The following is a 25,807-nucleotide window of genomic DNA, read 5'->3' as shown; positions in this document are numbered from 1 at the left end:
AACAGACCGGCGCCGATGCGGTCCTTCTCGTAGCTGAAGCCGGCGAAATCGGGACCGACCTTTCCGGAGCCGGCGGCGGTCACCACGACGTCCACGGGGGTGGCGGCTAAGGACCGGCCGGACAGCGCCGTGACCGGCGCGAGGGCCTGGGCGGACTGCGGTTCGGCACGGGCGTCCGGCGTGGGACTCAGCAGCAGGGCGGCCATTCCCGTGATGGTCAGCAGGGCAAGGCGCGGCCGGGCGCGGAAGGAGATCAGGGCCTCAGACATGGACAACTCCGGTGTCGTAGTTGGGCGACCGTCAGCTCCCGTGCGTAGGGCGGTAACGGGGCACCTGGATCTGGTGGTGGAGGGACGTAGGTCCGGCGGACCGCCGTCCATTATGTTCATGTAGATGAACTATGTTCATATAGAAGTCCGACTGAGGGGACTCTAGGACGGCGCCCTGCACACGTCAACGGCTTGGCGCAAACCTGTGCGGCGGACCCAGGAAGTCCACGACGTGGTCCGGTTCGGACTGGATCGGGCGATCGCACGCATTGACGGGCCCGAGCTCCGTCCGCCGACTGGTAGTGCACCGGCTCTGCGAGGTCCCGCGAGATTCGGAACAGCCAGGTCCCAGGAGATGCCTCGCCAGAAGATGTTGGACAGCCGTACCGTCATTGGCGCGTACGGGAGTTGGGCCTGAACTGCTTGATGAGCCTGTCGCTCGTGCGGACATGGGCGGACAGCTCGATGTCGCCGTCCAGGACCTGGAAGAAGGTGTCCCCGATCACGACGGCCACGTTCTTGCCGGCGTGGCTGCGGCCGAAAGCCTGTCCGGCCACCATGACCACGCCGTCGGCGGGCACTGACTGGGGGCAGCCCGGCCTCATCGCAGCCGCGCGATTCGTCGCCGCGTGTCTTTCCTAGGCCAGGCCACGCCTGCACCCACCCCCGCCCAGGGCTGCTTGGGAGCCGTGGTCGCGGCGTACGGTGGCGAGTTGTTCGAGGTCCCAGGCCATGGCGCCGACGACGGTGCGGCGCGGGCCGCGGGCCTCCACGGTGCCGCGCACCAGCAGCAGACCCGAGTGTAAAACCGTGTGGGCGACCGCGTGGTGGGTGTCCTCGAAGAACACCAGGTCCTGTCCAACGCCTTCACAGCGGCCGCCCCGGATCAGCTCTCACCGCTCTGCTTCAACTGCTGTCGTGCTTTTCCCAATTGGTCGAGTGCGAGGGCTCCTGCGGGAATCCTGTCGTGCCCGATGGCGGCCGCAACATGTGCCAGGACTGCTACAACAGCGCCTTCGAGCGCTTCCGATGAATCACGGCGCCCTCCCCCTCGCTCTCTCCTTGTAGCTGGACACAGCGGCATCCCTGCCAGTCCTTTGATTCGAACATGACGCAACTGTTGGTGGAGTCGGCTGAGCACCCGCAGCTCCGAGCCGTCCAGGTAGGAGATGACCCTCGCCCCGTCGCACTTGACCTCCAGCGCCCAGAAGCCAATGGGTTCGCAGAATCCCGATGCTTGCAATGGTTCAACCCGAGGGTGTGTGGCCGCTGCAGGTGCCAGAGCCCCTCAGGTTCGGAGAGGGAGGAGGACCGCCCATATTCAGCGCTGATCGCTTGATGAAGTCATGGCCCAGTCCTCGTATTGCGGACGCTGCCCGACAAGTAGCGGGGGCTCAGCGGCTCGCGGGGAAGCTCGCGGCGCTCATCTGGCACTCGGGCGGTCGCGTCGCGGCATCCGCTCGGCGACCAGGTCGTAGGAATCCTCGACCGCGTCGGTGACCAGCCGCTGAGCGATGCCGGGTCCCGACCCAAGGGAGATCCAGTGGCGTTTGTCGAGGTAGCGGCCCGGGCTGATCGAGGGGTAGCCGCGTTCTTGCGCGCGGGCGTGTTCGGGTTCGCACTTGACCGTGATGATCTGGTCTTCCGGGTCATCGGTGACGATCAGGAATACCTTGCCCGCGACCTTGTACACGTCAAGCCCTGGGGTGAAGGGATATCCGTGGCTGACCTCGGGGAGGGCCAGAGCCGCCTGGCGGGCAGTGTCCTGGAGCCGGTCACCGGCCGCGCTCACCGGGCCGCCCGCGTGCCGGTGCCGTAGGTGTACGGGTCGACGGGCTGCTCGGCCTTGGGCAGGTGTGCGACGACGAGCCGGTAGGAGTCGGTGACCAGTTCCTCGACCAGCCTCTTGTCGACGCCTGTCCCGCTCTGCAGGGTGATCCAGTGCTTCTTGTTCATGTGGTAGCCGGGGGTGATCTGGCTGTACTGCTCGCGCAGGGCGTGGGCCTCGCCGGGGTCTGCCTTGAGTATCACCACGGGACGCCCCGGGACCTCGGTCATCAGCATGAACACCTTGCCGCGCACCTTGAAGACCTCCCAGTCGTCGCCGAAGGGATGCTCCAGCACTGCTCCGGGAAGTCCCTCAGCGCAGTCGGCGGCGGTCTTGTGCAAGGTCGTTCCGTTCATGTGGCATTGCCTTCCTCAAGAGGTGGTCGCTGCGGCACATCCCATCCTTCCCTCGAACCCGACAAGGAGGGCGGTAGGCTGCGGACACGTGATGGTCGGCAGGCGACACCCCAGCCCGAGCGGACGGCCTGGGCCGGCCGCGGTTCCCCTATACGGCTTCCAGCCCCCGGTCGGCACCCCGTACGGCCTTGAGGTGAGCACCGTCGAGGACTTCTTCGTCCAGCACGACGACTGGCCGTGGAACCCGCCCCGTCCGGGCCGTGCCACCTTCCACTACCTCATCGCCGTCACCGAGGGTGAGTTGCGGCACGACGTCGACCACGTCACGCGGACCGTCGCCCCCGGCCAGTGGCTGTGGGTGCGTCCCGGGCACGCGCAGTGCTGGCACCCGCCCGGCCCGGCCCGGGGCCCGTTCATCCTGTTCGAACCGGACGTGCTGCGGCCCGACCTCGCCCGCCTGCTGGCCCCGCTCACCGCGCACCAGGCCCCTGCCGTGCTGAGCCCGCACCCCGACGACACCGCCTGGCTCCAGCAGACGGCACTCCAGCTCCTGGACGAACACCGAGCACTCGGGCGCCGACCCCTCGACGTCCACCACGCCCTGCGCCGCAGCCTGCTCGAATCGCTGCTGCTGCGCCTCGCAGGCGCCCCCGGGGTCGCCCCTACCGACACGAGTGCCGGAAGAGGCCGTGGTGACTCCTACGGACGGTTCGCGGACGCCCTGGAGCTGCACTTCCGCGAACTGCACCGGGCCGCGGACTACGCCGAGTTGCTCGGCTGCTCGGTCCGTACACTCAGCCGCGCCGCCCGGCAGGCCACCGGTAAGGCGGTGCGTGAGCTCATCGACGATCGGCGCCTGCTCGAAGCCCGGCGCCTGCTGGGAGACGCCCGGTGGGACGCCCGGTCCGTGGCCGTCCACCTCGGCTTCACCGATCCCGCGAATTTCGGCCGCTTCTTCCGCGACCGCACCGGTCTGACCCCGGCCGCTTTCGCGACCCGGGAGGCAACGCGCGAGTAGGGGGGCCGATCGGGCTGGGGTCACACCCAGTCGGGGATGTGCTCTTCGGCGTAGCGGGCGCCGAATCCCCCGGTCGGGAGGATCTCGTGGATCGCGGCGAGATCGGCCTCGGTGAGGGTGACGTCGGCCGCGTGGACGTTCTCCTCCATACGGGCGACGCTCCGGGTGCCCGGGATCGGGACGATGTGCTCGCCCTGGGCGAGCAGCCAGGCCAGGGCGAGCTGGGAGACCGTGATGCCCTTGGCGGCGGCCAGCCGGCCGAGTCGCTCCACGGCTTCGAGGTTCTTCTCGAAGTTGCCGGGCTGCCAGCGCGGGTTGGTCTTGCGGAAGTCGGTGGCGTCGTACGCTGCCGCGGGCTTCGCGCTACCGGTGATGAAGCCGCGGCCGAGGGGCGAATAGGGAACGAAGCCGATGCCGAGCTCCTGCAGGACCGGAAAGAGCTGCTCGACGTCGCGCTCGAACAGCGAGTACTCGGTCTGCAGGACCGAGACCGGCTGGACGGCGTGCGCCTTGCGGATGGTCTGCGGGCCGGCCTCGCTCAGGCCGAAGTACTTGACCTTGCCCGCATCGATGAGCTCCTTGACGGTGCCCGCGACGTCCTCGATGGGCACGTCCGGGTCCACACGGTGCTGGTAGAGGACGTCGATCTGGTCGACACCCAAGTAACGGAGGCTCTTGTCGGTGACCGTGCGGATGTTGTCCGGGCGGCTGTTGAGGCCCAGGCCCTGCTCGGTCTGCGCGAAGCCGAACTTGGTGGCCAGGACCACCTCGTTACGGAAGTCGCTCACCGCCTTGCCGAGCAGAACCTCGTTGTTGCTCGAGCCCCAGCCGTAGACCTCGGCGGTGTCGAAGAAGGTGACGCCCAGCTCGTGGGCGCGGCGGATGGCGGCAACGCCCGCCTCCTCGTCACTGGGGCCGTAGCCCTGGGTCAGGCCCATCGCGCCGTAGCCGATCGCCGAGACGGTCAGGCCCTGGGCGCCGAGTTTCCTGTGCTGCATACGAATCTCCTCATATCAAACCAAACAGTGAATATCGAACAGCGGTGACGGCGCCGCCTCCTCGAAGCCCGGCGCCTGCTCGGAGATGCCCGGTGAGACGCCCAGGCCGTGGCCGCTCACCTCGGCGTCACCGACAACGCGAACGTCGGCCGCTTCTTCCGCGACCACACCGTCCCCACCCCGGCCGTCCTCGCGGCACGCGAAGCGAGGACCGATGCCTGAGGGAAACGCGGCGAACGCCCCTTGCCCGCCAGGAGGCAATGGCTGCCTTCGCAGCCTGCGCGTTGTCGCAGCGCTCACCTGTCAAGAGCCCGCCGGATGAACTCCTCACGGGTCGCGTTGGAGGCACACGACACAGCCGCATGCCCCACCGCCATGTCGGACCCGTGGAAGCCCCCGCCCCACATGTGCAAATCGACGCTCACGCCCGCCTGGGACAGGCGGCCGGCGTAGATCAGGATCTCGTCGCGGAACCCCTCCGCCGAGCCGGTGTCGATGTACGTGCGCGGCAGCCGGCTGAGGTCCTCGGCGCGGGCCGGCGCGGCGTACTGCGACACCCGCGGGCCGCCGCGCCGCTCGCCCAGCACCGAGGTCCACGCGTACAAGCTGCTGTAGCGGTCCCACACGCCGTCGCGGTCCACCATGCGACTGCTGTGCGTCTCGAAGCGGTCGTCGAGCATGGGGCAGATCAGAACCTGGTGGCTGAGCTCGGGAAAGGCGCGATCGCGGGCGAGCAGCGCGGTCCCCGCCGCGAGGCCGCCTCCGCCACTGACTCCGGCGATCAGGAGCCGCTGGGGATCGATACCGAGCTCGTCCGCGTTCTTCGCCATCCACACCAGCCCCGCGTAACAGTCCTCGACCGGCGCGGGATCGGGGTGATCCGGCGCCAGCCGGTACTCCACCGACACGACGACCGCACTCCCATCGATCACATGGGGCAGGAGATGACCCACGTGGTCCCGGCGGCACCCCATGATCATCCCGCCGCCGTGGAGGCTGAGGATCCCTCCCTTGGGGCCTCGGTCCTCGACGGGGCTGAGAACCAGCACAGTGATGTCCGGCGCGCCTTCCGGCCCGGGTACCTGGCGCTCCTGCGCCCGTACTCTGCCGCCCGCCGTCAGAGCCTGCGAATCCAACCCGGGGGAACCCGCGGCGATCTGCCGTCGGATCTCTCGCAGGGTCTCGTCGGTCAGGGCCCCAAAGATGGCGCCCCGCGCCTCCTCGACGGGCGCGAGCTCCGGGTCCAAGGGGGGCCGGGTGGTCAGGGCACCGAAAAGGTCTGCTGGTGTCCGGTCCGTCACTGTTCTCTCCTTCGGAAACGACGGGGAGCTGCGGCGCTGACCGCCGGGCTACGTATTCACTGCGCACGATGCGCGGGTGCGAGCCGATCGAGTCGATGGGTACGAGGCCTGGTGGCGTCCCGCGATCGGTTCTCAGTCGTCCAGGACGACGACGTGCTTGCCTGGCGTGGTGCCGGATTCGAGGTCGGCCTGGGCGTCTTGGACCTGTTCCAGTCCGTGGTAGATCTTCCCGGCCGGGACCTTGAGGCGTCCCTCCGCGATGGCCTGGAGCTGGTGGGCGAAGACGTCGGCCGGGAGGTCGGCGGCCTGACCGTCGTAGGACGTCAGCCGTACCCCGCCCGGGATCATGAACGGGGTGAAGTCGGGGATGGTCCACTGGCCCGCCAGGGCTCCGGTGAAGCAGACGGTGCCGTGCCGGCGCACGGTGCGCAGGGTGTCGGCGAGGACCGAGCAGCCCACCAGTTCCAGTGCGGCGTCGACGCCGTCCGGTAGCAGCTCGCGCACCTGGTCGGCGAGGGTGCCGTTGTCGACGAGGGGATGGTCGACGCCCGCGGCCCGCAGTTCCCCCGCCCTGTCCTGGCTGCGGGTGGTGGACAGCACGGTCGCTCCGAGGTCCTTCGCGATCGTGGCCGCGCTCAGACCGACCGTGGAGGTGCCGCCGCGGATCAGCAGCGTCTGCCCGGGCTTGAGGTCCAGGCCGCGGGTCAGGGATCCATACGCGGTCTGGAACATCTCCGGCAGCGCGCCGACCACGTCCCACGGCAGGCCGGTCTCGAATGCGATGACCTGCTCCGCGGGGACGGTGACGTACTGGGCGTACGCGCCGTCGTACGAGCGGCCCATGTTGCCCATCATCGTGGCCACCTGCTGGCCCGGCCGCAGCCCGCTGTCCTGGTCTGCGTCGTCGACCACGCCGACGCCCTCGATGCCGGGCACCCGCGGGTAGGTGACCTCCGCGTCCGACTCGCCCTTGCGAGTGGTGACCTCGGACTCGTTGACGCCGAACGCCTTCACCTGGATCCGCACCCAGCCGGGCTTGCGGACGGGCACCGGCACATCCTTGATCTGAAGTGCATCCAGGCCGCCGGGCCGGGTCACGACGACGGCCCGCATCGTCACCGGTGCGGCGCCGCCGACTGCTGGGGATTGGCTCATGTCGAGTTCCTCACTCTGTTCGCCCCCGTGATGCGCTGTTCCGTATCGCCCGCCGACCGTCAGGGGCGGTCGATTCCCTCCCACAGGTCGAGGGCCCGCTGGTAGTGGGCGGTGGCCTCGAAGGGCGGGTTACCGACGCTTTCCGCGGTGGGTCTGTCCGTGACGGCGGGCCACAGACGGGACTGCTCGCCGGTGGCGAAGTCGAGCACGATGTCGCGGATCCGCGTGTCACGCTCTGCCTGTTCGGCGCTGCGGCCCGGCTTCTCCTGGCCGACCAGGGCGTACATCTCGCTGCCGTGCACGGCGGGCGCACCCTCGGCAGGACCGACCAGAAGGAGATGGGCGTTGCCGCCCACGGCGGCGTGGGCCAGAGCACCGCGGACTGCGGGGAGCCCGAAGATGTAGTCAGTCAGGAGCGCGGCGCGCACCTCGGCCGGGCTGCGGCCACCCTGGTCGTAACCATCGACGACCTTCTCGGCGCGGGAGCGGGGAATCCGCCATCCCGCGACCTCGTCGACGATGCGGTCGACGGTGTGCGGGTCGAACCGGTCGAGGTCGTTCGCCAGCCACCAGCCCATGTCGTCGCTGGCCATGCTCAGCAGGACATCGACCTCGCGCTGCGCGCCCGAGGCGAGGACATCCATGGGATGGGCGTCCAGCACCGCGCCCGGCTGCCCGATGTCCAGAACCACGCCGAGACTCTTGCTGTCCATCCCGCCGCGGACCCCGAGGTCCGTCGGGGTGACCTTGTGCAGGGCGGCCACCAGGGCGGCCGTGTCGAGGTCGATCAGCTTCTCCGGGTTGTCCGCGACGCCGAGTTCGGTGACGAACCGGTGCGCGAGCTCCTCGGCCCACCAGGCCGGCTGGAGACGCGAGGGCCCGGCGGAGAATCCGGCCAGGCGTCGGTAGAGGCCGTCGGCGCAGGAGGCGCCGAGCAGCCCGAAGGTGGAATAGGCGCCGCCGCTGTGGCCGTAGACGGTGACCTGGTCCGGGTCGCCGCCGAAGTGGGCGATGTTCACCTTGATCCAGTTCAGCGCGGCGATGACGTCCTGCAGGCAGAGGTTGCTGGCCTCGGCGAGCCGTCCGCCGTACTGCGAGAGCGAGACCGCGCCCAGGGCGCCGAGCCGGTAGTTGACCGATACGCCCACCACACGCCCCGACGCGGCGAGCCCGGCGGCGTTCGAGGTGATCTGCGTGTTCGCGCCGAACTCGAATCCGCCACCGTGGATATACACAGCCACCGGAAGCGCCTGCCCGGCCGGCTGCTCAGGACCCCACACATTCAGGTTCAGGCAGTCCTCACCCATCCCGCTGTCCGCTTCGAGCCAGTCGCCGCTGTCGGGCTGGACAGCGACCACGCCCTTACGGTCGTAGGCGCGGTCCGGATCGAAGTCCGCCAGTACGGGGCGACGGTAGCGCTCGGCAGTGGCGTACGGAATGCCCCACCAGGATCGCACCCCTGGTGCAGTCAGAGCCTTGGGTGCAGCGGCAGTCATGGCATGTCCTTCCGGTGCGGTTCGGGTGTGCACGCGATACTGATCGCTCGCGCTGACGCTTCCCATCGTTCCCTGGGATCCGACAAATCGCCCGCCGCACAGCGGTCACCTGATGGTCACCAGGTGACACTTTCTGCACCCACTCGTCGCCGCCCAGGTCGCCGCGGGCAGGCTGGAGCGACCTACAGCCCTCGCCCTGGAGCCCGGCAACGGGGACGCGTCCATCACCAGGTCAGCCAGCCGCGCCGGGGCAATGCGCCGACACCCGTGCCGCTCTACACCGGCACCTCTACCGTCCAGCCCGATCGCTGGGAACAGGTGTGCCGAAAGGGGCTCGCGTGCCCGATCGGCACCAGCCGTTCATGGGCCGGGTCATCCGCCAGCAGCCGGTCCGGCGGGTCGTCACGGTCAAGCGGCCGCGCAGGCTGCCGCGACCGATGACCGAGCCGGACGTGGAAGCCTTGCTGTCCGGGCTGAAGCGGCTGCGGGACTTGGCGATGCTGCTGCTCATGCTGGACGGCGGACTGCGTCCAAGTGAGGCGCTCTCGCTGCATCTTGCGAGCCCACGCCCGTCCCGAAAGGCCCAGCCTTGTCCCTGTCCCCCGCAACCGACGCCCATCGGCCCGCCGTACATCCGCGTCCGCCGTGGGGCTGGATCAACGACCCCAACGGACTGGCCTTCCACGACGGCCACTACCACGTCTTCTTCCAGCACAACCCGCACAGCCCCCGCCACGGGGACATCCGCTGGGGCCACCTGCGCAGCCCGGATCTCATCCGCTGGCAGCTCCTGCTACCCGCGCTCAGCCCCACCCCCGGCGGCGACGACGCCGACGGCTGCTTCTCCGGCAACGCGGTCGACGACGGCGCCCGCCTGGTCGCCTTCTACTCCGCCAATCGCACGGACCGCTGGTGGCAGCCGATCGCCGCCGCCGAATCCCACGACGGCGGCCTGAGTTGGACCAAGCACCCCAAACTGGTGATCCCCGAACCACCCGACGGGTGCACCATGTGGCGCGACCCGTACGTGTGGCACCAGGAAGGCCACTGGCGGATGCTGGTCGGCGCCGCCCTGGCCGACGGCCGGGGCGCGGCCTTCCTGTACACCTCGCACGACCTCGACCAGTGGGCATACCAGGGGCCCTTCCTCACCAGCGAACACGGCGACGACCCCGCCACCGGATGGGAGTGCCCGCAGTACGCGGACTTCGGGGCACTGGACGGCGCCCTGATCGTCAGCGACTGGCACCCGCAGGACGGACCACGCGGCACCCTGGTCCTCTCCGGCCGCGGCCACGACGGGCAGTTCTCGGCCGGCGCTCCCGCACCGCTGGACCACGGCCCCGACTTCTACGCCCCCGCCCTGGTGTCCGCCCCCGACGGCCGCCTGCTGCTCTGGGGCTGGGCCCGGGAAGCCCGCGACAACGACTGGGTGGACCAGTCGGGCTGGGCCGGACTGCTCACCCTCCCCCGCGAGCTGACCCTCGCCGACGACGGCACCGTACGTCAGCAACCAGCCCGCGAGCTCCTCGCCCTGCGCGGCCCGCAGCCGTTGAGAACCATCGGCCGCAGCACCTCCGACGAGCCCGTCGACCTCGGCCGGGTCGACCGCTGCTTCGACCTGACCGCCCGTCCGACGGCCACCGGACCCAAGGAACCCGTCCTTCGGCTGGCCACCTCTGCCGACGGCACCGAACACCTCGACATCCGCCTCGACCCGACCAACCGTCAGCTCGTCGTCGACCGCGACCACGCCTCCGCCGACCACCGGGCGCACCGCGGCAGCTACCGGCTGCCCCTGCCCGGCCCGGCAATCGGCCCCGTGGAACTGCGCCTGATCATCGACCACTCCATCGCCGAGCTGTACCTGTCCACCGGGCAGACCCTGACCCTGCGCTTCTACCCCACGGGCGACACCCCCTGGCAGCTCCAGGCGCTGGGTGACTGCGCATACGCCGTCCAGGCATGGCCGTTGACGCCGATCAGCGTGGACATGGAACTAGCGAAGGGCGAAGCAGCACGACTGTCGCAGTGATCGGCGAAGTCCTGGTCGACCTGGTCTGGCGCACCGGCGCGGCACACCCCGCCCGCACCCCGGCGGCAGCCCTGCCAACGTGGCCCTCGGCCTGCACCTGCTGGGCAGACCGGTGACCTTGTCCAGCTGCTGGGGGGACGACCCGCCCGGCGCCCTGATCGGCGCCCACCTGGCGGCCACCGGAGTGCCGGTCCGCCGCCTACGCGGCCTCTCAAGACGCAGCACGGTGGCGCTCGCCTACGTCGACACGGCCACCGGTTCGGCCGACTACGACTTCCTGACCGCCTGGGACCCGGCACACATCCCGCTCGACCCAGGCGTGACGCTCCTGCACACCGGGTCGCTGGCCGCGGTGGTGGACCCGGGCACGGCGCAGGTCCTGGACGCCTGCCGCCAATTGCACGGCCGTCCCGGCTGCGCGGTGGCCCTGGACCTCAACGTCCGGCCCGCGGTCCAGCCCGACCGCAACGCCTACCGCACCGCAATCACACGACGGTCCAGGCCGCCGATGTGATATGGCGGTGGTCGGCGGTGATTGCTGTGGCACCGCCTTCGCCGAGGGTGACGATGACCATGCGCGGGCCGAGGGCGAGCAGTGTGCGGGCCGCCTCGCGCGGGGCGAGGCCGGGGTAGAGCCAGGCCAGGTCCTCGTTGCTGGCCTTGACGAACCGTGGCCGCTCCCGTCGTGTCGGTGCCCAGGAACCGGATGTGGCGCAGAACTCCGGCTCGGGCAGGATCAAGCTGGCCGCAGTGTGAGGCCACCGGTGTGCGCGAAAGGTGGGCAGTGGTGGTCCGGCGGCCTGTCCACACGCGCCGCACCCGCGGCTTCCACGCCTGGCAAGATCCGCACGACAGCCCACTCCGAGACACTCGACCAGCTCAGGCTCGACATGCGCATGAGCGGATGGCACGACGCGTCTCAGATCGAGAACCTATCGAGCGCAGGCAGGCCCTGAGCCCGCACCCGGAGCTGCACTTCACGATCACGATGTCGAGCATGCGGGCTCCGTCCCGAGCTGATGGCCTGCCCTTTCCTGGCAGCGCACCCCGCGATGCGGCGCCGGGCCGGAGGCGATCCTCAGATGGCGTACTAGAAGTCGTCCTGCCACCGGATCCACCTCCCGTGGTGCGTGCCTAGGTTTCGTACAGGCATCCCCACCGGAACCAGGAGACAGTGCGATGGTCGCGTCGGCATTCCAAGCGCCCGTGCCATTCGCACGAACCGAGATCAGTCCGGAGGTCCGGCAGGCCGCCCAGCTCGTACTGGAGTCGGATTGGGTCAGCGAGGGGCCGCAGACGGGGCTGTTCGAGCGCGAGATCGCGGACCGGGTCGGGGGCCCGGCATGCGATGGCGGTGAGTTCCTGTACCGCTGCGATCGAACTCGCGCTACTAGCAATTCGACTGCCCACCGCAGCCTGGTCATGGTGCCGACGCTGACGTTCTGCGGGGCCGCGCAGGCGGTCGTGCACGCAGGACTGCTCCCGCTGCTGGTCGACGTCGATCCGGGCACCGGGATGCCGTCGGCGGCCACGGCCGCCCGGGCGGCTGCGGACTTCGGGCAGCCGCAGGCGCTGATGGTGCTGCGCCTACGGCGGGGCGCCCTCCCCGCTGGGCGAGCTGGCCGACGCGGCCAATCTGCCGACGTGCCGGATTATCGAGGACGCCACCCGCGCTTCGGCACCTATGCGGGCTACCGCCCGGTCGGAGCACTCTCGCAGGCTGCCTGCTTCAGCTGCTACGCCACCAAGAACCTACCGATCGGCGAGGCCGGCATGGTGACCACCGACGACGACGATCTCGCCGAACCGGTCCGGCGGGCACGGCTCCACGGGATGTCAGCGGACGCCCGGCAATGCCACCTCCCAGGCGGCACGTGGCAGTACACGGTTGACGACGCCGGACCGAAGGCCAATATGGCCGAGCCGCCTCGAACGAAGGCGGACGCCTCATGATCACCCACTCGGCTGCTCCCGTGGCCACACCCGCGCCCGTGCAGACTCGGCCGTGTCCCGATGCAGCCCTGCGCACCCTCATCGTCGGCGCCGGCGAGGCCGGCTGGGCCCTGGCCCGCGACCTGCTCCGGGTACCGGAGTACGGCCTGGCCCCGGTCGGCTTCCTCGACGACAATCCGTCCAAGGTCGGCAACAGCATGCTGCCGCTGCTGGGCGACCTGAGCCAGGCCAAGTTTGCCGTCACGACCCATGCGATCCAGGCCGTGGTGGTGGCGATCCCGGGACTCCCGGCCGAACGCTTCCAGCAGATCGCGGCAGCCGGGGCGGCAGCCGGGGCCACCGTGCGCTACCTGCCCTCGTTCGTCGCGGCGCTGCGCCGCGACGTGGTCGGCGGCGACCTGCGCGCGCTGGACGTCAATCGGCTGATCGGCCGTCAGGAGGTGCACGTGGTGAGCGCGGAGGCCCGGCGCACCATCGCCGGACGGCGGGTCTTGGTGACCGGCGCCGGCGGCTCGATCGGCAGCGAGCTGTGCCGTCAGGTCTACGGCTTCGGCCCGAGCCGGCTGATCCTGCTCGACCACGACGAGTCCAACCTGCACCGCCTGCAACTCGAACTGTACGGCTCCGCTGTGAACGTGGACGACGTGGTGATCTCCGACATCCGCGACCGGACCCGCCTTGAGCAGGTGTTCCACGAACTGCAGCCCGAGGTCGTCTTCCACGCCGCCGCGCACAAGCACCTCCCGATACTGGAGCACCACCCCTGCGAGGGCGTGAAGTCGAATGTGCTCGGCACCGACAACCTGGTCCACGCGGCCGTCGAATCCGGCGTCGGGCGATTCATCCTGATCTCCACGGACAAGGCGGCCGACCCGATCTCCGTGCTGGGCGCGACCAAACGGCTGGCCGAGATGATCGTGCAGGCCCGGCACGCGGCGCCGACGGTCTTCGCCGCCGTACGGTTCGGCAATGTGCTGGGCGGCCGCGACTCGCTACTCGACGTACAGGCCGAGCAGTTGCGGACCGGGGTGCCGGTGACGGTCACCCACCCGGACATGACACGGTTCTTCATGACCATCGAGGAGGCCGCCGGGCTGGCCCTCGAAGCCGCACGACTGGCCACCGGTGGTGAGGTGTTCGTGCTGGACATGGGCGAGCCGGTGCGGATCCTGGACCTGGTGTGCAAGTTCGCCGAGCAGATGCACACGGAACAGCCACCGATCCGCTTCACCGGTCTGCGGCGCGGCGAGAAGCTGCACGAGGCCCTGTTCTCCGTGGACGAGGAGCGCCACGCCACGGAGCACCCCAGGATCCAGGCCGCCATACCGTCCTGGCCCAGTGCGGAGACCCGCGTACCCCAGGGCCTCCCCGGCCTGTACGCCGCCGCCGAGCACAATGACGCCGACCAGGTGCGCAGTCGGCTCGCCCGACTACTGCCGGGCTTCCCCGTCCCCGCCCCGCTGAACCGGGCATCCGCAGCCGCCTCGACTGAATGGCCACTGGTGTCGGCGGCGCCGTATCCGGACGACTTCTGATGTTCCGCCACCGCCGTCGCAACCGTCGGCGCTCCCCGCACCAGCGTCGGCGCATCCTCCTGACGATCGGCTCTGTGCGACCACGGGCAACACGGCGAAGGCGCCGCTCTGGGTGTACGGGGCGCAGCGCACGGACACGAAAATGCTGCCGCACCTGACCGCTGATCGGCGGAGTGCCCATGCGGTCTCGATTCCGCGAGGCCCGCGGGAGCCGAACAGGCCCTGGCCGGACCCGATCGGGTCCGGCCAGGGCGGGGGCACGGCTCCTGCCCGTAGCGGTGCGGTCGGCCGGTGCCGTCAGCCGAGGAACGGCCGGAAGGTGGCCACCGCGGCGTACCAGTCGGTGCCGGTGCCCATCGTGAAGCGGGCGTTCTGCGGACCTGCAGCGCTGGAGAGGATGCTTTCCGCGTCCGCGGACCGACTGCCGTTGAACACCGACAGGGTGAACGGGACCCCCTGGCTGATCCCCGGCGTGACGGACAGCGGCTGGCCGCCGGTGATCAGAGCGCCGAACACGAGTTCACCGGCCTGGGTCGCTGCTGTCGCCCCGGAGTCCACGGCGACGCCGTTGCCCTCTCCGACAGCGGTCTGGTCGAGCGGGTGGGTGGCGTCCACGCCCGAGTACTCGGCGATCGTGCTCGGCAGGTAGGTCGGTGACGCCGCAGTCAGTGTGACCGTGAGCGACGAGGCCGGGAGCGAGCTCGGCACGTAGTACAGCGCGATGTCGCCGCCGCCGTTACTGAAGTGCTCGGAAGAGACCGCCCGGGTCCAAGCACCGTTGACGTTGTCGGAGACCTTCACCTGACCGAGCGCGTCGTACTGTGCGAACCAGCCGACCAGGAGGTGGCCTGCGGCCACCGGCGAGGTCAGGGTGACCGTGGTCGAGGCCGTTCTGGTCCCCGGCGAGTTGCTGGCGCCCTGGACGAAGGCGGGCGACACGATCGGTGTCGTCACCAGGAGACCGGGGCTCCGGGCCGAGTGGTTCCCGGCCCCGTCGAAGGCGTCGACGGAGTAGGTGTAGGTGGTCGAGCCGGTCACCGTGCTGTCGCTGAAGGCCGTGGTGCTCGCAGCCGTGGTCCCGATCGCGGTGCCGTTGCGGTAGACGGTGTATCCGGTGACGGCGACGTTGTCGGTCGACGCGGACCAGGCCAGGCTGACGTTGCCGGCCGACACGCTGGTGGTGTGCAGGCCGCCGGGCACCGTCGGCGGTGTGACGTCGCCGGACGTGGAGGGCCGGAAGGTCGCCACGACGGCATACCAGTCGGTGGCACTGGCCAGGGTCGCCCGGCCGTTCTGGGCGCCCGCCGCCCCGGAGTGGACGTCCTCCTCGAAGGCCGAGCCGGAAGGCGTGCTGGACCGTGCGGTGTAACCGACGCCCCCGCTCGAGCCGGGTGTCACGCTGCTCGGGTTGCCGCCCGTGATCAGGGATGAGAAGACCAGTTCCCCGGCGGCCACAGCGGCGGTCGGCCCCGTGTCGACGGCCGTCCCGACGTTTCGGCTGGAGACGATCTGGTCGAGCGGCCCGGCGGCGGCGACGCCGGAGTACTCGGCGACCGTTCCCTGGAAGTAGGCGGCCGCGCTCGCGGTCGCGGTGACCGTCAGCCCGCCCGGCGCCGCCTTGGTGTTCGCGACGTAGTACAGGGCGATGTCGCCCGTGTCGTTCTGGAAAGCGGTGGACCCGGGCGCCCGGGTCCAGGCACCGTTGACGTTGTCGGAGACCTGAACCTGACCTGTCGCGTTGTACTGGGCGAACCAGCCGACGAGCAGGTCGCCGGCCCGGACCGGGGAGGACATCGCAACCGGCTTGGACGCCACCCGAAATGACGTCGTGAAGGCATTGCCCTGAACGAACGCCGGTGCGGTCCGGGCTGCGGCAGGCGGTGCCGCGATGCCCCCGGCCGCGAGCGTGCAGACGACGGAGAGAGTGAGGAGCAGCATGGAGCGGATGGTCTGCCGCCACTTGCGGTGTCCGGCTGCTCCCGGTGGTCGTCGCCGTTCACGCATGGATTCCAACTCTCTCTGAGTCCCCATATTCCGGTCATCTCACCTTCTATCAACCTCCGGATCGACCCGCTTGCCCTGCGTGGCCTTCGGGTGAGGGACTCACCCGCACGGTTGCATGAGGGTCCGTCACATCGGACCGCACCCGGCGCCCTCGGCGGCGCTCCGTCCGGCGCGGAGGGCGGGCCCGTGCCGCTCAGCGGGTGCGCGTGTGGGAGCGGGCGGGTGCGGTGTGGCCCGGGTGTGGGTGCAGTACGGCCGACCGTGCCCGGGCGCTGCTCCCGATGCCGGCGAACGCGGGCAGAACGCCCAGCGGAGGCCGACCGGCTCACGCAAAGGTACTAGCCAGATCTCGCCTTGCGGCATGAGCCCGTCACCGCGCCACGCTGCAACGATGGCTGTCAACCTCCTCGCCGAGGCGCCGCAGGTACGGCGCCGAACGCTCCCCCGATGCTCCCCCGATTCGAGGTCAGGATGGAACTCAACGAAGCCCTGCGTCGGATCGTCATCGGTCATTGGCGGCTACTGGTCATGTTCACTCTGCTGCCGGTGATGGTCATCGGTGCCCTGCAGCTGCGCAGCGCCCCCCTCTACACGGCCAGCGCCCGCGTCCAGGCCTCGAGCACGCCGCCGAGCACGACCACCGAAGCGGATGCCGTGCTCAACCGGGCGCAGGGAATCGCGACCAGCACCACTGCGGTCCAGAAGGCGCTGGAGCAGGCCCAGGTCACCGACAGATCCGTGGCCAATGTGGTGCACGAGGTCGGCGTCAGCCGGATCGGCACCTCCTCGGTACTGAATGTCACCGTCACCGATCGTGATCCGAAGGTGGCCACCGCCGTCGACAGCGCGCTCGCCCCTCAGCTGGTGAACCTCCTCAACGGCTCGACGAACACCAGCCTGGTCAGCCAGCTCACCGCGCAGGAGAACACGCTGCTCGCCCAGCGCACCCAGACCGCCGCCCAGCTCGCACTCGCCCAGAGCGCCACCGCCACCGCCAAGCTCGCAGCCGAGCTGTCCACGATCGACCAGCAGCTCAGTGATCTGCAGGCCACGCTGCGTCAGGTGCAGTCCACCGGGCTGGGAACCAACACCGCAACCGTCGTCTCGCTGGCGTCCGGAGCGGTGTCCGCGCGGTCGTCGCTGGCCACCGACCTCGGGCTCGGCGCGCTGCTCGGGCTGGTCGCCGGCCTGCTGACCGCCACCGTGCTCGAAGTCGTGCGGCCGAGGGTCGCCGACGCCGGCGCCTTCAGCCGCGAGGTCGGCGCCCCGTTCCTCGGCCATCTGGTGCTCCGGGGCGGGAAGAAGCAGCCTCAGCTGATGGTTCCGCCCGAGACACTGGTCGTCGCGAAGCGCGCGGTCGCCCACGGCAGGATCGACACCATCGTCCTGACCGGTCCCGCCCCCAGCGGTCAGCTGCAGCTCATCGCGCTGCAACTGGAGAACCATCTGACCTCCGGCTCCACGCCGGTGAGTGCCGCCATGGGCCGATCGTCCTGGAACGGCAGCGACCCGTCGGGGGGTGGTCGGGGCCCCTCCGACAGTGCGGACGGCTCCCACGAGCTGGACGGCTCCCGCGAGCTGGCCTGGGCCGGTCAGACCCCGGTTCTGGAGGCCTCGCCGGTCCTGGATCCCTCGGACCTCGCCCTGCCGCGTCCGGTCAGAGTCCTCGCCCTGTCCGATGTGGACGACGTCTCCGACTGGTGCCGGCACGGCCTGCTGGTTCTCGTCCCCGATCTGGCCAGTTACAGCGAGGCACGCCGGATCCGCCATCTGATCGCCGTCACTGGCTGGCCCGTGATCGGAGTGCTCGGCACCTCCTGGAGCCGCAGGCGCGCCCGTGAGCAATCAAGGCAGGCCTGACCGGCCATGGCCGGGAACCGGGAAGTTCCGATGCGCGCGGCCCTGACCCAGGCCGGGGAGCGGTTGGTGGTGTCCTGCGCGGAGCCCTGGACGGCGCGCCTGCTCGCCGAGGCCGGCGCGGACGCATGGCACCCGGTCGGGACCGAACCGCCCGACGTCGAGGTGGTTGTCTCCGCGGACCGCGCCGCCTTCGACCTGTCCGGGGCGGAGCCGCTGACCAGAGGCGCCTACCTGCGCCGCGGCGCGGTCCTGCTGACCAACGCCGTCGGCAGCGGCTTCGACCTGCGCCTACGGGCTGAGGGAGAACGGCTGGCCGTGGAGGCCCGTTGGCGCCCGCCGACGGGTGAACGGCTCGCGGCGCGGGCGCTGCGTTCACGCTTCCACCTGCTGGCACGCGCGGCGCTGGTGCAGTATCCCGCGCTCTGGTGGGCCGGTCGCCGGGGCCTGGCGCCGCTGCACGCCGCGGCGGTCACCGTGGACGGGGCGACCTGCTTGCTGGCCGGGCCCGGCGGCATCGGCCGGTCCACCCTGCTGCTCCGCGCGGTTGCCGCCGGTGAGCGCGCCTGCTCCGACAACCTGTGCGCCAGCGAGGGGATCTGGGCGCACGGGCTGGTCGAACCGGTGCGGGTGCAGGGCGGCGGCGGCCGGCGGATGGCGTACGGCCGCAGTGAACAGCCACTGCCCGGCCGGGTCGACGCACTGCGCCCCGACCTGCTGGTCGTCCTGCGCCGGACGGATCAGGACCGGCCCGCGATCGCCCCATTGGACCCGGTCGCCGCGGCACGCGCGGTGACCGCGGGCACCTATATGGCAGGTGAACTGCGCCGGTACTGGCCGTTCGCGGCCACACTGGCCCTGGGCACCGGGATCGGCCCGAGCCATCCACCGGTCGCCGCGGTCGCCGAGACCCTGGCCGAGCGGCTGCCCGCCCACGAGATCGTCCTCGGGACGGCACCCGGCGCCGACCTGGCCCAGTTGCTGGCACACTCCGCGGCGGTGACCTCGTGACCCGCGTCCGGGTGGCCACCGTGATCACCCGGATGCAGGCCGGAGCCGGAGTGGTGGCCCTGCGCGGCGCCCGCGCCCTGGATCCGGACCGATACCAGATGACCCTGATCGCGGGCAGCGGGGACCGGCTGCTGGAGGACGCCGCCGACGCCGGCCTGGAGGTGCTGCTCGAACCCTCGCTGCGCTCCCCCATCTCTCCCCTCGACGACGCGCGCGCCCTGCGCCGGCTGACCGCCCTGTTCGAGCGCCGGCGCTTCGACGTCGTACACACCCACAGCTCCAAGGCGGGCGCCGTGGGGCGGACAGCGGCTCACCGCGCCACAGTGCCACGCATCGTGCACACCTTCCACGGCTTCCCGTTCCACGAGTTCCAGTCGCCGGTACGCCGCGAGGCCTATGTGCGCATCGAACGCCGCCTCGGCCGGATCACCGACGTGGCACTGTGCGTCGGCACGGCAGTGTCGGTGGAGGCGGTCCGACGCGGACTGATCAGGCCGGAGCGGGTGCGCACCATCGGCGTGCCGGTGAACACCGCCGCGACGGCCCAATCACCGCAGACCCGGGCCCGGGCCCGGCGGGAGCTGGGACTGCCGGACAACACGACCGTGGTCGGCGCGGTCGGCCGACTCTCGTACCAGAAAGCTCCCGAGCACTTCGTCGCCGCCCTGGTCGCCCTGCGCCGTCCGGAGGTCACCGGAGTCTGGATCGGCAGCGGCGACCTGGCGGACCAGGTCCGCGCCCAGGTGCAGCACGCACTGCCGGCAGCACGAGTGCTGCTGGTGGGCGAGCGGTCGGACGTGCCGGAGCTGCTTCCGGCGTTCGACGTCTTCGCACTGCCGAGCCGTTACGAGGGGCTGCCGGTGGCGATCGTCGAAGCGATGGTCTGCGGCATCCCGGTGGTGGCGACCGCCGTCAACTCGGTGCCGGACGTAGTGTGCCCGGGCGAGTCCGGGCTGCTGGTGCCGCCCGAACGTCCTGAGTTGTTCGCGGCGGCGATCGGCCACCTACTGGACCGGCCCGACGAGGCCACCCGAATGGCCGCGGCCGCGCGCGCCCGGATCGGCGACCGCTACACCGACCGCGCCCTGGCCCACACCCTGCTGGCCGCCTACACCCCGGCGCCCGTCCGGGCGAACCGGCGGCGGGCCGATCACGAGGACCTGACATGCGCATAGACATGTTCACCCACCCGTCGAACCACCTCGCGGGCCAACCCGGCTCCGGGCCTGTCGCGGGGCCCGCTGCCGGGCCTGTTGCAGGGCTTGTTGCCGGGCCTGCTGCTGGGCCCGACGACCCGGCAACGGACCTCAGCGTGTTCGACAGCGCCGACGCCCGCGCCGATCCGGCCCTGCTGAACCGTCTTCGCGACGGCACCGCGAGTCTGGACCTCGCCGCGCCCCCGGTCGTGCTGCCGGACTTCTGCCACAAGGACAAGTCCGAGATGCCGTCCAGCATCGCCGTGGCGACCCGGGACGCGATCCGCCCGGCCCTCACCGACTCCGCGCTCAACTGCGGGATGGCGCTGGCCACCCTGGACACGCCACGCCCCGGGGCCTCCGCGGTCACCGACTTCTACCGCCGAGTCCGCGAACGCTACCCGAACCCGCCGGGATGGAAGTTCAAGCTCAGCCGTGACGAAGTGCTGCGCGCCGCCGTCCTCGGCGCCGACTTCGCCGTCGAACGGTACGGCCTGGAGCGCCACGACCTGGACCGGGTGGAGGAGTTCGGCCGACAGTCGGTGGAGGAGTTCGGCAGCGAGCGCTGGGCGCGCCGCCAACTGCCCTGGATCTGTGTGCAGCTGGCCCGGCTGCGCTTCGGCTCGATCGGACCGAGCACCCACTTCCTGGAACTCCAGGAGGTGGAGGAGGTGTTCGAACCTGAGATCGCCGCCCGGCTCGGGGTGTTCCAGGGCCAGGTGACCCTGCAGTTCCACAACGGCGGTGGTGTGCTCACCAGTCAGATCGGCGAACTGTACGCACGCCGCAAGTCCGCCTCCCGTCTGCTCCGCGCGGAGATGGCGGTACAGAAGCCGCTCTCGCACTTCGCAGCCCGCTCACCGGCCCGGGCACGGCAGCGGTACCAGGCGTACTTCACGGCCGGCTGTCCCTCGGTGCCGATCGACTCGGACGAGGGCCGCCGAATGATGCTGGCTCAGCGAATGTCGATGAACTACGGCTTCGCCTACCGGATGGCCACCTACGCCTCACTGTGCGGCTATGCATCCCAGGCGCTCGGGGCGCGGCTGCGGCTGGTGGTCGACTCGCCACACAACTCGGTGTACCAGGAGACCGTCGACGGCCGACCCGCCTATGTGCACCGGCACAACGCCGCCCGCGCCTGGACCCCGGAACTGATGAAGGGTCACCCCGCTTTCGCTCAGACCGGTCAACCGCTGCTGGTGCCCGGCACCAACCGCACCTCGTCGTTCCTCTGCGTACCGGCACCCCAGGCGCACCGCAGCCTGTACACCGCCTGCCACGGCACCGGGAGCATCATCAGCGCCTTCGCCCGGGACGGCCGCTCCGGACCCGACCCGTACCGGCGGCGCACCCAGCGGTACGGCTACACCGACGCCGCGCCGCAGGATATCCCCCAGCTCGACGACCGGGGCGTGGACGCGGCCCTGGCCATCCTGGTCGGCAACGGCCTGGTCCGGCCGGTCGCCCGACTCCGCCCCTTCGCGGTGCTGACATGACCTCTCCGGCGCTCGGATCCCGCCCCGGCCCCGACCGCGAGTCGGACCCGCAGCAGTGGCGCGGCCTGCTGCCGTCGGACCGCCGTTTCGTCGCGCTGCCGTCGCGCGGCAGGCCCCTGGTGGTCGCCGCCGCGCAGGCACCGGTGCTGAGCTATGTGCGCACCGCGCTGCTTGCGGCGCAGCCCCACAGTGCCGTGCCGGACTGGGCGTACGCCACCGCCAGGGAGATCCTCCGGATCCGCCCGCTGTGGTGGTTGATGCCGCAACTGGCCCCGGCCGCACCAGGTCGCGGGCCGGCAGACGGGCGCGGGCCGGCGGACGGGGGCGGGCCGGCGGACGGGGGCGGGCTGGCCGGGCTGTTGGCCGCCCACGGCACTCGGCTTCTCGTCCTGAGGCACAGTCACGATCCGGACGCCCGAACCCTGTTGCTTCTTTTCGGACCGGCCGAGCCGTGGCCGACGCTGGCGGTGAAACTGCCGTCAGGACCGGCCGCAGCGCTCCGCGTGCTGGCCGAGGCGGAACAACTGCGCGCGGTCCGGACGCTTCCCCTCGGGGCGCTCCGGAGCACCGTCCCCGAGATCGTCGAACTGGTGGTCCACGCCGGCCTGCCGGCCCTGGTGACCACCGCACAACCGGGTACCCCGGTACTCGTCGCCTACCACCGCCGCGGGCACACGGCGCGGGCGGCAACGGTGCAGGCGGACCTCGCCGCCGCACAGGCCTGGCTCGCAGACTTCCAGTCCGCGACGTCCGACGGGACCGCAACGCTGGACCTAGCGCCCGGAACCGCGGACACCCTCGCACGGCTCGCCGACGCCGAGCCCGGCGCAGGGACCGGGCTGCTCGCCCGGCTAATGACACTACGGCGCAGACTGGGCCGGTACAGCGCCCCGCGCACCGCGGTACACGGCGACTTCTGGCCGGGCAATGTGCTGCTCCACCAGGGCGCGGTCAGCGGGGTGGTGGACTGGGAACGGTACGCACCGGTCGGCAGTCCGACCCGTGACCTGGCCCGCTTCGTGCTCACCTACTCGTACTACCTGGACGGGCACACCAAGCCCGGGACCCGGGTCCGCGGGCATCCGGGTCTTGTCGCCGGCGACCCGGCCACCAGCGTCCACTACGCGCTGGACGGCTCGGGCTGGTACCCGGACCTGGTCCGGGAGTACCTCGGGCGCGGGCTGGCGCGCCTCGGCCTTCCATCAGAGTGCGGACGGGACGCCGTCCTCGCCGAGGTCGCCGCGCTCGCCGCAGAGGCCACCGACGTCGGCTTCCGCCGTGAACAGCTCAGAGTCTTCCACCATCTCTGCACGGCGGTGACCCCGTGATCACTACGGACAGCGTGCGACCCGCGGTAGCCCCGCCGAATCCCGCAGCCGGCGGCACGGCGAACGGCCCGCCTTCCTGGCGGGGCACCACCGAGCGCGCCGCCGCCTTGGTCGCGTGCCTGGGGATGGCGTTCCAACCCATCCTCCAGCCGACCGGTCCCGGCCACACCTCACCGGTCGACCTGTTCACCGTCGGCACGCTGGCACTGGTCGCGATCTGGGCCGCAACCAGCGGCCGCAAGCTCGGCGCCCCGTTCGTGCTGCCGATGGGCCTGCTGATCCTCGGCGGTGCGATCGCCGGGCTGGTGGGGCCGCTGCCCGGCACCTCGCTGCTCCAACTGCTCCAGGACCTGGCGCTGATCGCCTGGACGGCCGCGCTGTTCAACATCGCCCGCCGCCCGAATGTGCTGCGGATGCTGACCACGACCTTCGCCTGCTCGGCCATCGGCTGGGCGACCGTGCTGGTGGTCGCCTACATGGCCCACATCTCCGTCATCGAGGGGATCTCGGCCGCCGACGGCAACCGACTGCTGTTCACCCTCGGCGACCCCAACTACGCCGCCGCGTACTGGGTGGTCTCATTGTTCATGGTCTTCGCCACCAAGAGGCCGCGGCGCGCGCCGGTGCGGTGGTTCGGCTACACGATGCTGCTCTGGGCGTTCGTGCTCACCGAGTCCAACGGCGGTCTGCTGGAACTCGCGGTCGGAGTGGTCTTCATCGCCGCCCTGACGGTCCGCCGCCGGCACGGAGCAGTCGCGGCCCTGGCGCTGCTGCTGGTGACCGGGAGCGTCGCGGGGGCAGCCGCGCAGACGGTCTCGTTCAGCGCCGTCCAGCAGTGGGCCGCGCAGTCGGGACAACCGCTGCTGGCCAACTCCCTGGGCCGCAGCGACAACAGCACCTCGCAGCGGTCCGTGCTCGTCCACGAGTCGCTGCAGCTGTACTACTCCGACGGACTGCTCGGCAGCGGACCGCGGACAACCAAGCAAACGCTGTACGACAAGCAGTATCCGTACGCCAAGGAGGCCCACGACGACTATCTGGCGGCCCTCACCGAACGGGGCCCCCTCGGGGCGATCGGCATCGTGGCCCTGCTGCTCATCGCCGCCTGGCGGTCCGCCCGGGTGCTGCGGATGCCGCCCGGGCAGGGCTTCGGCGCGCAGGTCCCCAGACCGGCCGGACTCGTCGCGGGACTGCTGGCGATGGGCGTGGCCGGCGCCTACTACCAGGTGCTGCACTTCCGCTTCGTCTGGATCCTCCTGGCCCTGGTCGCGGTCCTGGCCACCGTCCCGGACCCGGACCACCCCGACGCCGCCCGCCCGCCGGCCGACGGCGGGGAGGCGCCGCGGCTATGACCGCCACCGCACTGCACGCCGCACCGCGCGGAAAGTGGCACGCCGAGGCCCCCATGCTCGGGCGCCGCAGCATGCTGGGCAACCTGGTGGCCCAGGGAGCCGCGCTGCTGATCGTCTCGGTGGCGAGTCTGCTGGTGGCCAGGCTCTCCGGCGCCGCCGTGCTCGGCGAGTACGCGCTGGCCCGGGTGCTGCCGTGGCTGCTCGGCGCCGTGGTCAGCTGCGGCCTGCCGGTGTCCTCGGCCTACTACCTGGCCGCCCGCGGCGGCGATCCCCGGCTGCGGCCCACCCTCTTGCTGATGGCCGTCTGCGGAGCGGTCCTTGGCCCTGCACTGTGGCTCGCCGGGACCCCGCTGCTGCACCGGGAGCTGTTCGCCGCCGTTCCGTCACGGGTCGTCGCGCTGATCGGGATCACCGCGGCCACCCAACTGATCACCGTCTGGGGCAAGGCATGCTGCCAAGGCACGGCCGATATGCGCGGCGCCAACCTCGTGATCGTCTGCGAGGAACTGCTCTTCCTGCCCGCCTACGGACTGGCGCTCGCCCTCGGACTGCGCGGCATCGACGCAGTGGTGGCCGGCATGATCGGTGGCGGGGTGGCTGCTGCGCTCACCGCACTGGCGCGGCTGGCGGCCACCGGCTTCGCCCGCGGCTGGGACCGTCCGTCCGGCTCGATCGCCTCCAAGGTGATGACGTACGGAGCCCGGGGCCAGCTCGGCAATCTGCTGATGCTGATCAATCTGCGGCTGGACTTCGTGATACTCGGCGTGCTGGCCGGCCCGGCCGCCCTGGGTGTCTACGCGGTCGCCTCGAAGTTCGCCGAACTGATGCGGCTGCCGGCCAGCGCCCTCAACTACGTGCTGATTCCGCGCTTCGCCAGGAAGCCGGCGGCCGACGCCGATCGTGACTCGCGCCGACTGCGGCCCCGCGCCCTGGCCGGCACGATCGCTCTGACTCCGCTGGTGGCCGTCGTCTCGGTGTTCTGCCTGCCGCTGCTGTACGGGCACGCGTTCCAGTCCGCCGTGCTGCCTGCGTGCATCCTGCTGGTCGGCCTCGCGGTGGAGGGCGCCGCCGCCGTCTCCTCCGCACACCTGTGCGGGATCGGCCGCCCCGGCGCCAACTCGCTGGGGATGGCCACCGGGGTCATCATCACCGTGCTCCTCGACATTCTGCTCATCCCCCGGCACGGCGCCGTCGGCGCGGCCGTCGCGTCCAGCGCGGCCTACCTGGTCACCACGGCGCTGCTGACCGCGATCAGCCGAAACGTGGCCCGCCCAACGGTCACCCCGGGGACGACGGTCCCCGTCCAGTAATCCCCATGGCGTGCTCCGGCGGTGCAGCAGCCCACTGCCCACTCAGCTCAGCACCCGCTGGGCTCAGCGCCCACTCGGCTGACTATGCGCGCGACGATTCAGCTCTGGCACCCAACTGATGGCCAGCCCCTTGTCGAACTCCCTGCCGTCGACACTCTCGTCGCGTTGGCCTGCGCAGTCATGGATGGGACCCCGATTGCCCTCAGCGGGGGCCAAAGCGGAATCGTGCACATCTGGGACCTAGCGGCCCATCAACTCATGGGCTCTCCATTGATCGTCCATTCCGGGCCGGTGCGGTCCATTGAG

22 protein-coding genes and 2 pseudogenes are annotated in these 25,807 nt (G+C 70.9%); 13 read left to right on the top strand and 11 right to left on the bottom strand.

What is annotated here, in order from left to right; genetic code table 11:
* The 5 genes and pseudogenes from TR46_RS34755 to TR46_RS34735 all read right to left on the bottom strand — a co-directional run.
* Positions 1 to 269, bottom strand: a 269-nt coding sequence (locus TR46_RS34755; RefSeq protein ID WP_042410349.1) for a hypothetical protein, incomplete at its 3' end; no start/stop codon positions are given.
* A gap of 389 nt (positions 270 to 658) precedes the next feature.
* Complete coding sequence (locus TR46_RS34750) at positions 659 to 850, bottom strand: hypothetical protein (RefSeq protein WP_042410347.1); 192 nt, start codon at positions 848 to 850, stop codon at positions 659 to 661.
* Positions 851 to 940: 90 nt separating this feature from the next.
* Positions 941 to 1,123: pseudogene (locus TR46_RS34745) on the bottom strand (single stranded DNA-binding domain-containing protein); the annotation flags it as partial.
* 569 nt (positions 1,124 to 1,692) lie between these two features.
* Entirely contained in the window at positions 1,693 to 2,061 is a 369-nt protein-coding gene (locus tag TR46_RS34740; RefSeq protein WP_042410342.1) for an MmcQ/YjbR family DNA-binding protein, read from the bottom strand.
* On the bottom strand, positions 2,058 to 2,453 hold the full coding sequence (locus tag TR46_RS34735) for an MmcQ/YjbR family DNA-binding protein (protein ID WP_042410339.1): 396 nt from the start codon (positions 2,451 to 2,453) through the stop codon (positions 2,058 to 2,060). The genes TR46_RS34740 and TR46_RS34735 overlap by 4 nt, the downstream gene beginning before the upstream one ends.
* Positions 2,454 to 2,646: 193 nt before the next feature.
* Here TR46_RS34735 and TR46_RS34730 point away from each other — a divergent pair, with 193 nt between their 5' ends.
* Positions 2,647 to 3,471, top strand: coding sequence for a helix-turn-helix domain-containing protein (locus tag TR46_RS34730; RefSeq protein ID WP_236655657.1), 825 nt, complete (start codon positions 2,647 to 2,649; stop codon positions 3,469 to 3,471).
* Positions 3,472 to 3,491: 20 nt separating this feature from the next.
* Here TR46_RS34730 and TR46_RS34725 read toward each other — a convergent pair whose 3' ends face one another.
* Entirely contained in the window at positions 3,492 to 4,469 is a 978-nt protein-coding gene (locus tag TR46_RS34725) for an aldo/keto reductase (protein WP_042410334.1), read from the bottom strand.
* Between the two features lie 51 nt (positions 4,470 to 4,520).
* On the opposite strand from TR46_RS34725, the pseudogene TR46_RS41815 reads away from it, so the two are divergent.
* A pseudogene (locus tag TR46_RS41815) lies at positions 4,521 to 4,691 on the top strand (helix-turn-helix domain-containing protein); the annotation flags it as partial.
* A gap of 74 nt (positions 4,692 to 4,765) precedes the next feature.
* Here the strand turns inward: TR46_RS41815 and TR46_RS34720 are convergent.
* The 3 genes from TR46_RS34720 to TR46_RS34710 form a co-directional block, all read right to left on the bottom strand.
* The gene (locus tag TR46_RS34720; protein WP_042410331.1) at positions 4,766 to 5,770 is read right to left on the bottom strand and encodes an alpha/beta hydrolase fold domain-containing protein; all 1,005 of its coding nucleotides are present in this window, start codon (positions 5,768 to 5,770) and stop codon (positions 4,766 to 4,768) included.
* A 132-nt stretch (positions 5,771 to 5,902) separates the two neighbouring features.
* Positions 5,903 to 6,925, bottom strand: coding sequence for an alcohol dehydrogenase catalytic domain-containing protein (locus TR46_RS34715; protein ID WP_042410329.1), 1,023 nt, complete (start codon positions 6,923 to 6,925; stop codon positions 5,903 to 5,905).
* Between the two features lie 59 nt (positions 6,926 to 6,984).
* Entirely contained in the window at positions 6,985 to 8,421 is a 1,437-nt protein-coding gene (locus TR46_RS34710; RefSeq protein ID WP_042410319.1) for a carboxylesterase family protein, read from the bottom strand.
* A 589-nt stretch (positions 8,422 to 9,010) separates the two neighbouring features.
* On the opposite strand from TR46_RS34710, the gene TR46_RS34705 reads away from it, so the two are divergent.
* Both TR46_RS34705 and TR46_RS34700 read left to right on the top strand, forming a co-directional pair.
* Positions 9,011 to 10,456, top strand: coding sequence for a glycoside hydrolase family 32 protein (locus TR46_RS34705; protein ID WP_042410316.1), 1,446 nt, complete (start codon positions 9,011 to 9,013; stop codon positions 10,454 to 10,456).
* A 25-nt stretch (positions 10,457 to 10,481) separates the two neighbouring features.
* Positions 10,482 to 10,970, top strand: coding sequence for a PfkB family carbohydrate kinase (locus tag TR46_RS34700; protein ID WP_084719195.1), 489 nt, complete (start codon positions 10,482 to 10,484; stop codon positions 10,968 to 10,970).
* Here the strand turns inward: TR46_RS34700 and TR46_RS34695 are convergent.
* Entirely contained in the window at positions 10,942 to 11,196 is a 255-nt protein-coding gene (locus TR46_RS34695; RefSeq protein WP_042410314.1) for a hypothetical protein, read from the bottom strand. The genes TR46_RS34700 and TR46_RS34695 overlap by 29 nt on opposite strands.
* A 439-nt stretch (positions 11,197 to 11,635) precedes the next feature.
* Here TR46_RS34695 and TR46_RS34690 point away from each other — a divergent pair, with 439 nt between their 5' ends.
* Together TR46_RS34690 and TR46_RS34685 are read left to right on the top strand one after the other, a co-directional pair.
* Complete coding sequence (locus TR46_RS34690; RefSeq protein WP_052433367.1) at positions 11,636 to 12,409, top strand: DegT/DnrJ/EryC1/StrS family aminotransferase; 774 nt, start codon at positions 11,636 to 11,638, stop codon at positions 12,407 to 12,409.
* 38 nt (positions 12,410 to 12,447) lie between these two features.
* A complete protein-coding gene (locus TR46_RS34685; protein ID WP_052433369.1) occupies positions 12,448 to 13,944 on the top strand; it encodes a polysaccharide biosynthesis protein in 1,497 nt (498 codons plus the stop codon).
* Positions 13,945 to 14,241: 297 nt separating this feature from the next.
* Here the strand turns inward: TR46_RS34685 and TR46_RS34680 are convergent, their stop codons facing one another.
* A complete protein-coding gene (locus TR46_RS34680) occupies positions 14,242 to 15,882 on the bottom strand; it encodes a hypothetical protein (protein WP_152626865.1) in 1,641 nt (546 codons plus the stop codon).
* 513 nt (positions 15,883 to 16,395) lie between these two features.
* On the opposite strand from TR46_RS34680, the gene TR46_RS34675 reads away from it, so the two are divergent.
* The 7 genes from TR46_RS34675 to TR46_RS34645 all read left to right on the top strand — a co-directional run bounded on the left by TR46_RS34675 (position 16,396) and on the right by TR46_RS34645 (position 25,501).
* The gene (locus tag TR46_RS34675) at positions 16,396 to 17,808 is read left to right on the top strand and encodes a YveK family protein (RefSeq protein ID WP_042410310.1); all 1,413 of its coding nucleotides are present in this window, start codon (positions 16,396 to 16,398) and stop codon (positions 17,806 to 17,808) included.
* A gap of 30 nt (positions 17,809 to 17,838) precedes the next feature.
* Positions 17,839 to 18,816 (top strand): hypothetical protein, encoded by a 978-nt coding sequence (locus TR46_RS34670; RefSeq protein ID WP_042410308.1) that lies wholly within the window; start codon positions 17,839 to 17,841, stop codon positions 18,814 to 18,816.
* Positions 18,813 to 19,991: a glycosyltransferase gene (locus TR46_RS34665; RefSeq protein WP_201776475.1), complete on the top strand. Its 1,179-nt coding sequence runs from the start codon at positions 18,813 to 18,815 to the stop codon at positions 19,989 to 19,991. The genes TR46_RS34670 and TR46_RS34665 overlap by 4 nt, the downstream gene beginning before the upstream one ends.
* A 137-nt stretch (positions 19,992 to 20,128) precedes the next feature.
* Entirely contained in the window at positions 20,129 to 21,511 is a 1,383-nt protein-coding gene (locus TR46_RS34660; RefSeq protein WP_201776474.1) for an RtcB family protein, read from the top strand.
* Entirely contained in the window at positions 21,508 to 22,839 is a 1,332-nt protein-coding gene (locus TR46_RS34655; RefSeq protein ID WP_042410305.1) for an aminoglycoside phosphotransferase family protein, read from the top strand. The genes TR46_RS34660 and TR46_RS34655 overlap by 4 nt, the downstream gene beginning before the upstream one ends.
* Before the next feature lie 125 nt (positions 22,840 to 22,964).
* Entirely contained in the window at positions 22,965 to 24,191 is a 1,227-nt protein-coding gene (locus TR46_RS34650) for an O-antigen ligase family protein (RefSeq protein WP_042410302.1), read from the top strand.
* The gene (locus tag TR46_RS34645; protein ID WP_042410298.1) at positions 24,188 to 25,501 is read left to right on the top strand and encodes an oligosaccharide flippase family protein; all 1,314 of its coding nucleotides are present in this window, start codon (positions 24,188 to 24,190) and stop codon (positions 25,499 to 25,501) included. Before TR46_RS34650 ends, TR46_RS34645 begins: the two co-directional genes overlap by 4 nt.
* The last annotated feature ends 306 nt before the right edge of the window (positions 25,502 to 25,807 follow it).

Origin of the sequence: Streptacidiphilus carbonis, from assembly GCF_000787775.1 — a bacterium.
In the GTDB taxonomy this organism is placed as follows: Bacteria; Actinomycetota; Actinomycetes; order Streptomycetales; family Streptomycetaceae; genus Streptacidiphilus; species Streptacidiphilus carbonis.
This window is presented reverse-complemented; position numbering and strand designations above follow the sequence as displayed.

Excerpts from the sequence above, each read along its gene's own strand:
- TR46_RS34710 (WP_042410319.1), bottom strand. The coding sequence starts at position 8,421 with ATGACTGCCGCTGCACCCAAGGCTCTGACTGCACCAGGGGTGCGATCC.
- TR46_RS34725 (WP_042410334.1), bottom strand. The coding sequence starts at position 4,469 with ATGCAGCACAGGAAACTCGGCGCCCAGGGCCTGACCGTCTCGGCGATC.
- TR46_RS34650 (WP_042410302.1), top strand. The coding sequence starts at position 22,965 with ATGGCGTTCCAACCCATCCTCCAGCCGACCGGTCCCGGCCACACCTCA.
- TR46_RS34670 (WP_042410308.1), top strand. The coding sequence starts at position 17,839 with ATGCGCGCGGCCCTGACCCAGGCCGGGGAGCGGTTGGTGGTGTCCTGC.
- TR46_RS34645 (WP_042410298.1), top strand. The coding sequence starts at position 24,188 with ATGACCGCCACCGCACTGCACGCCGCACCGCGCGGAAAGTGGCACGCC.
- TR46_RS34655 (WP_042410305.1), top strand. The coding sequence starts at position 21,508 with ATGACCTCTCCGGCGCTCGGATCCCGCCCCGGCCCCGACCGCGAGTCG.
- TR46_RS34675 (WP_042410310.1), top strand. The coding sequence starts at position 16,396 with ATGCTCCCCCGATTCGAGGTCAGGATGGAACTCAACGAAGCCCTGCGT.
- TR46_RS34715 (WP_042410329.1), bottom strand. The coding sequence starts at position 6,925 with ATGAGCCAATCCCCAGCAGTCGGCGGCGCCGCACCGGTGACGATGCGG.
- TR46_RS34680 (WP_152626865.1), bottom strand. The coding sequence starts at position 15,882 with ATGCTGCTCCTCACTCTCTCCGTCGTCTGCACGCTCGCGGCCGGGGGC.
- TR46_RS34735 (WP_042410339.1), bottom strand. The coding sequence starts at position 2,453 with ATGAACGGAACGACCTTGCACAAGACCGCCGCCGACTGCGCTGAGGGA.
- TR46_RS34690 (WP_052433367.1), top strand. The coding sequence starts at position 11,636 with ATGGTCGCGTCGGCATTCCAAGCGCCCGTGCCATTCGCACGAACCGAG.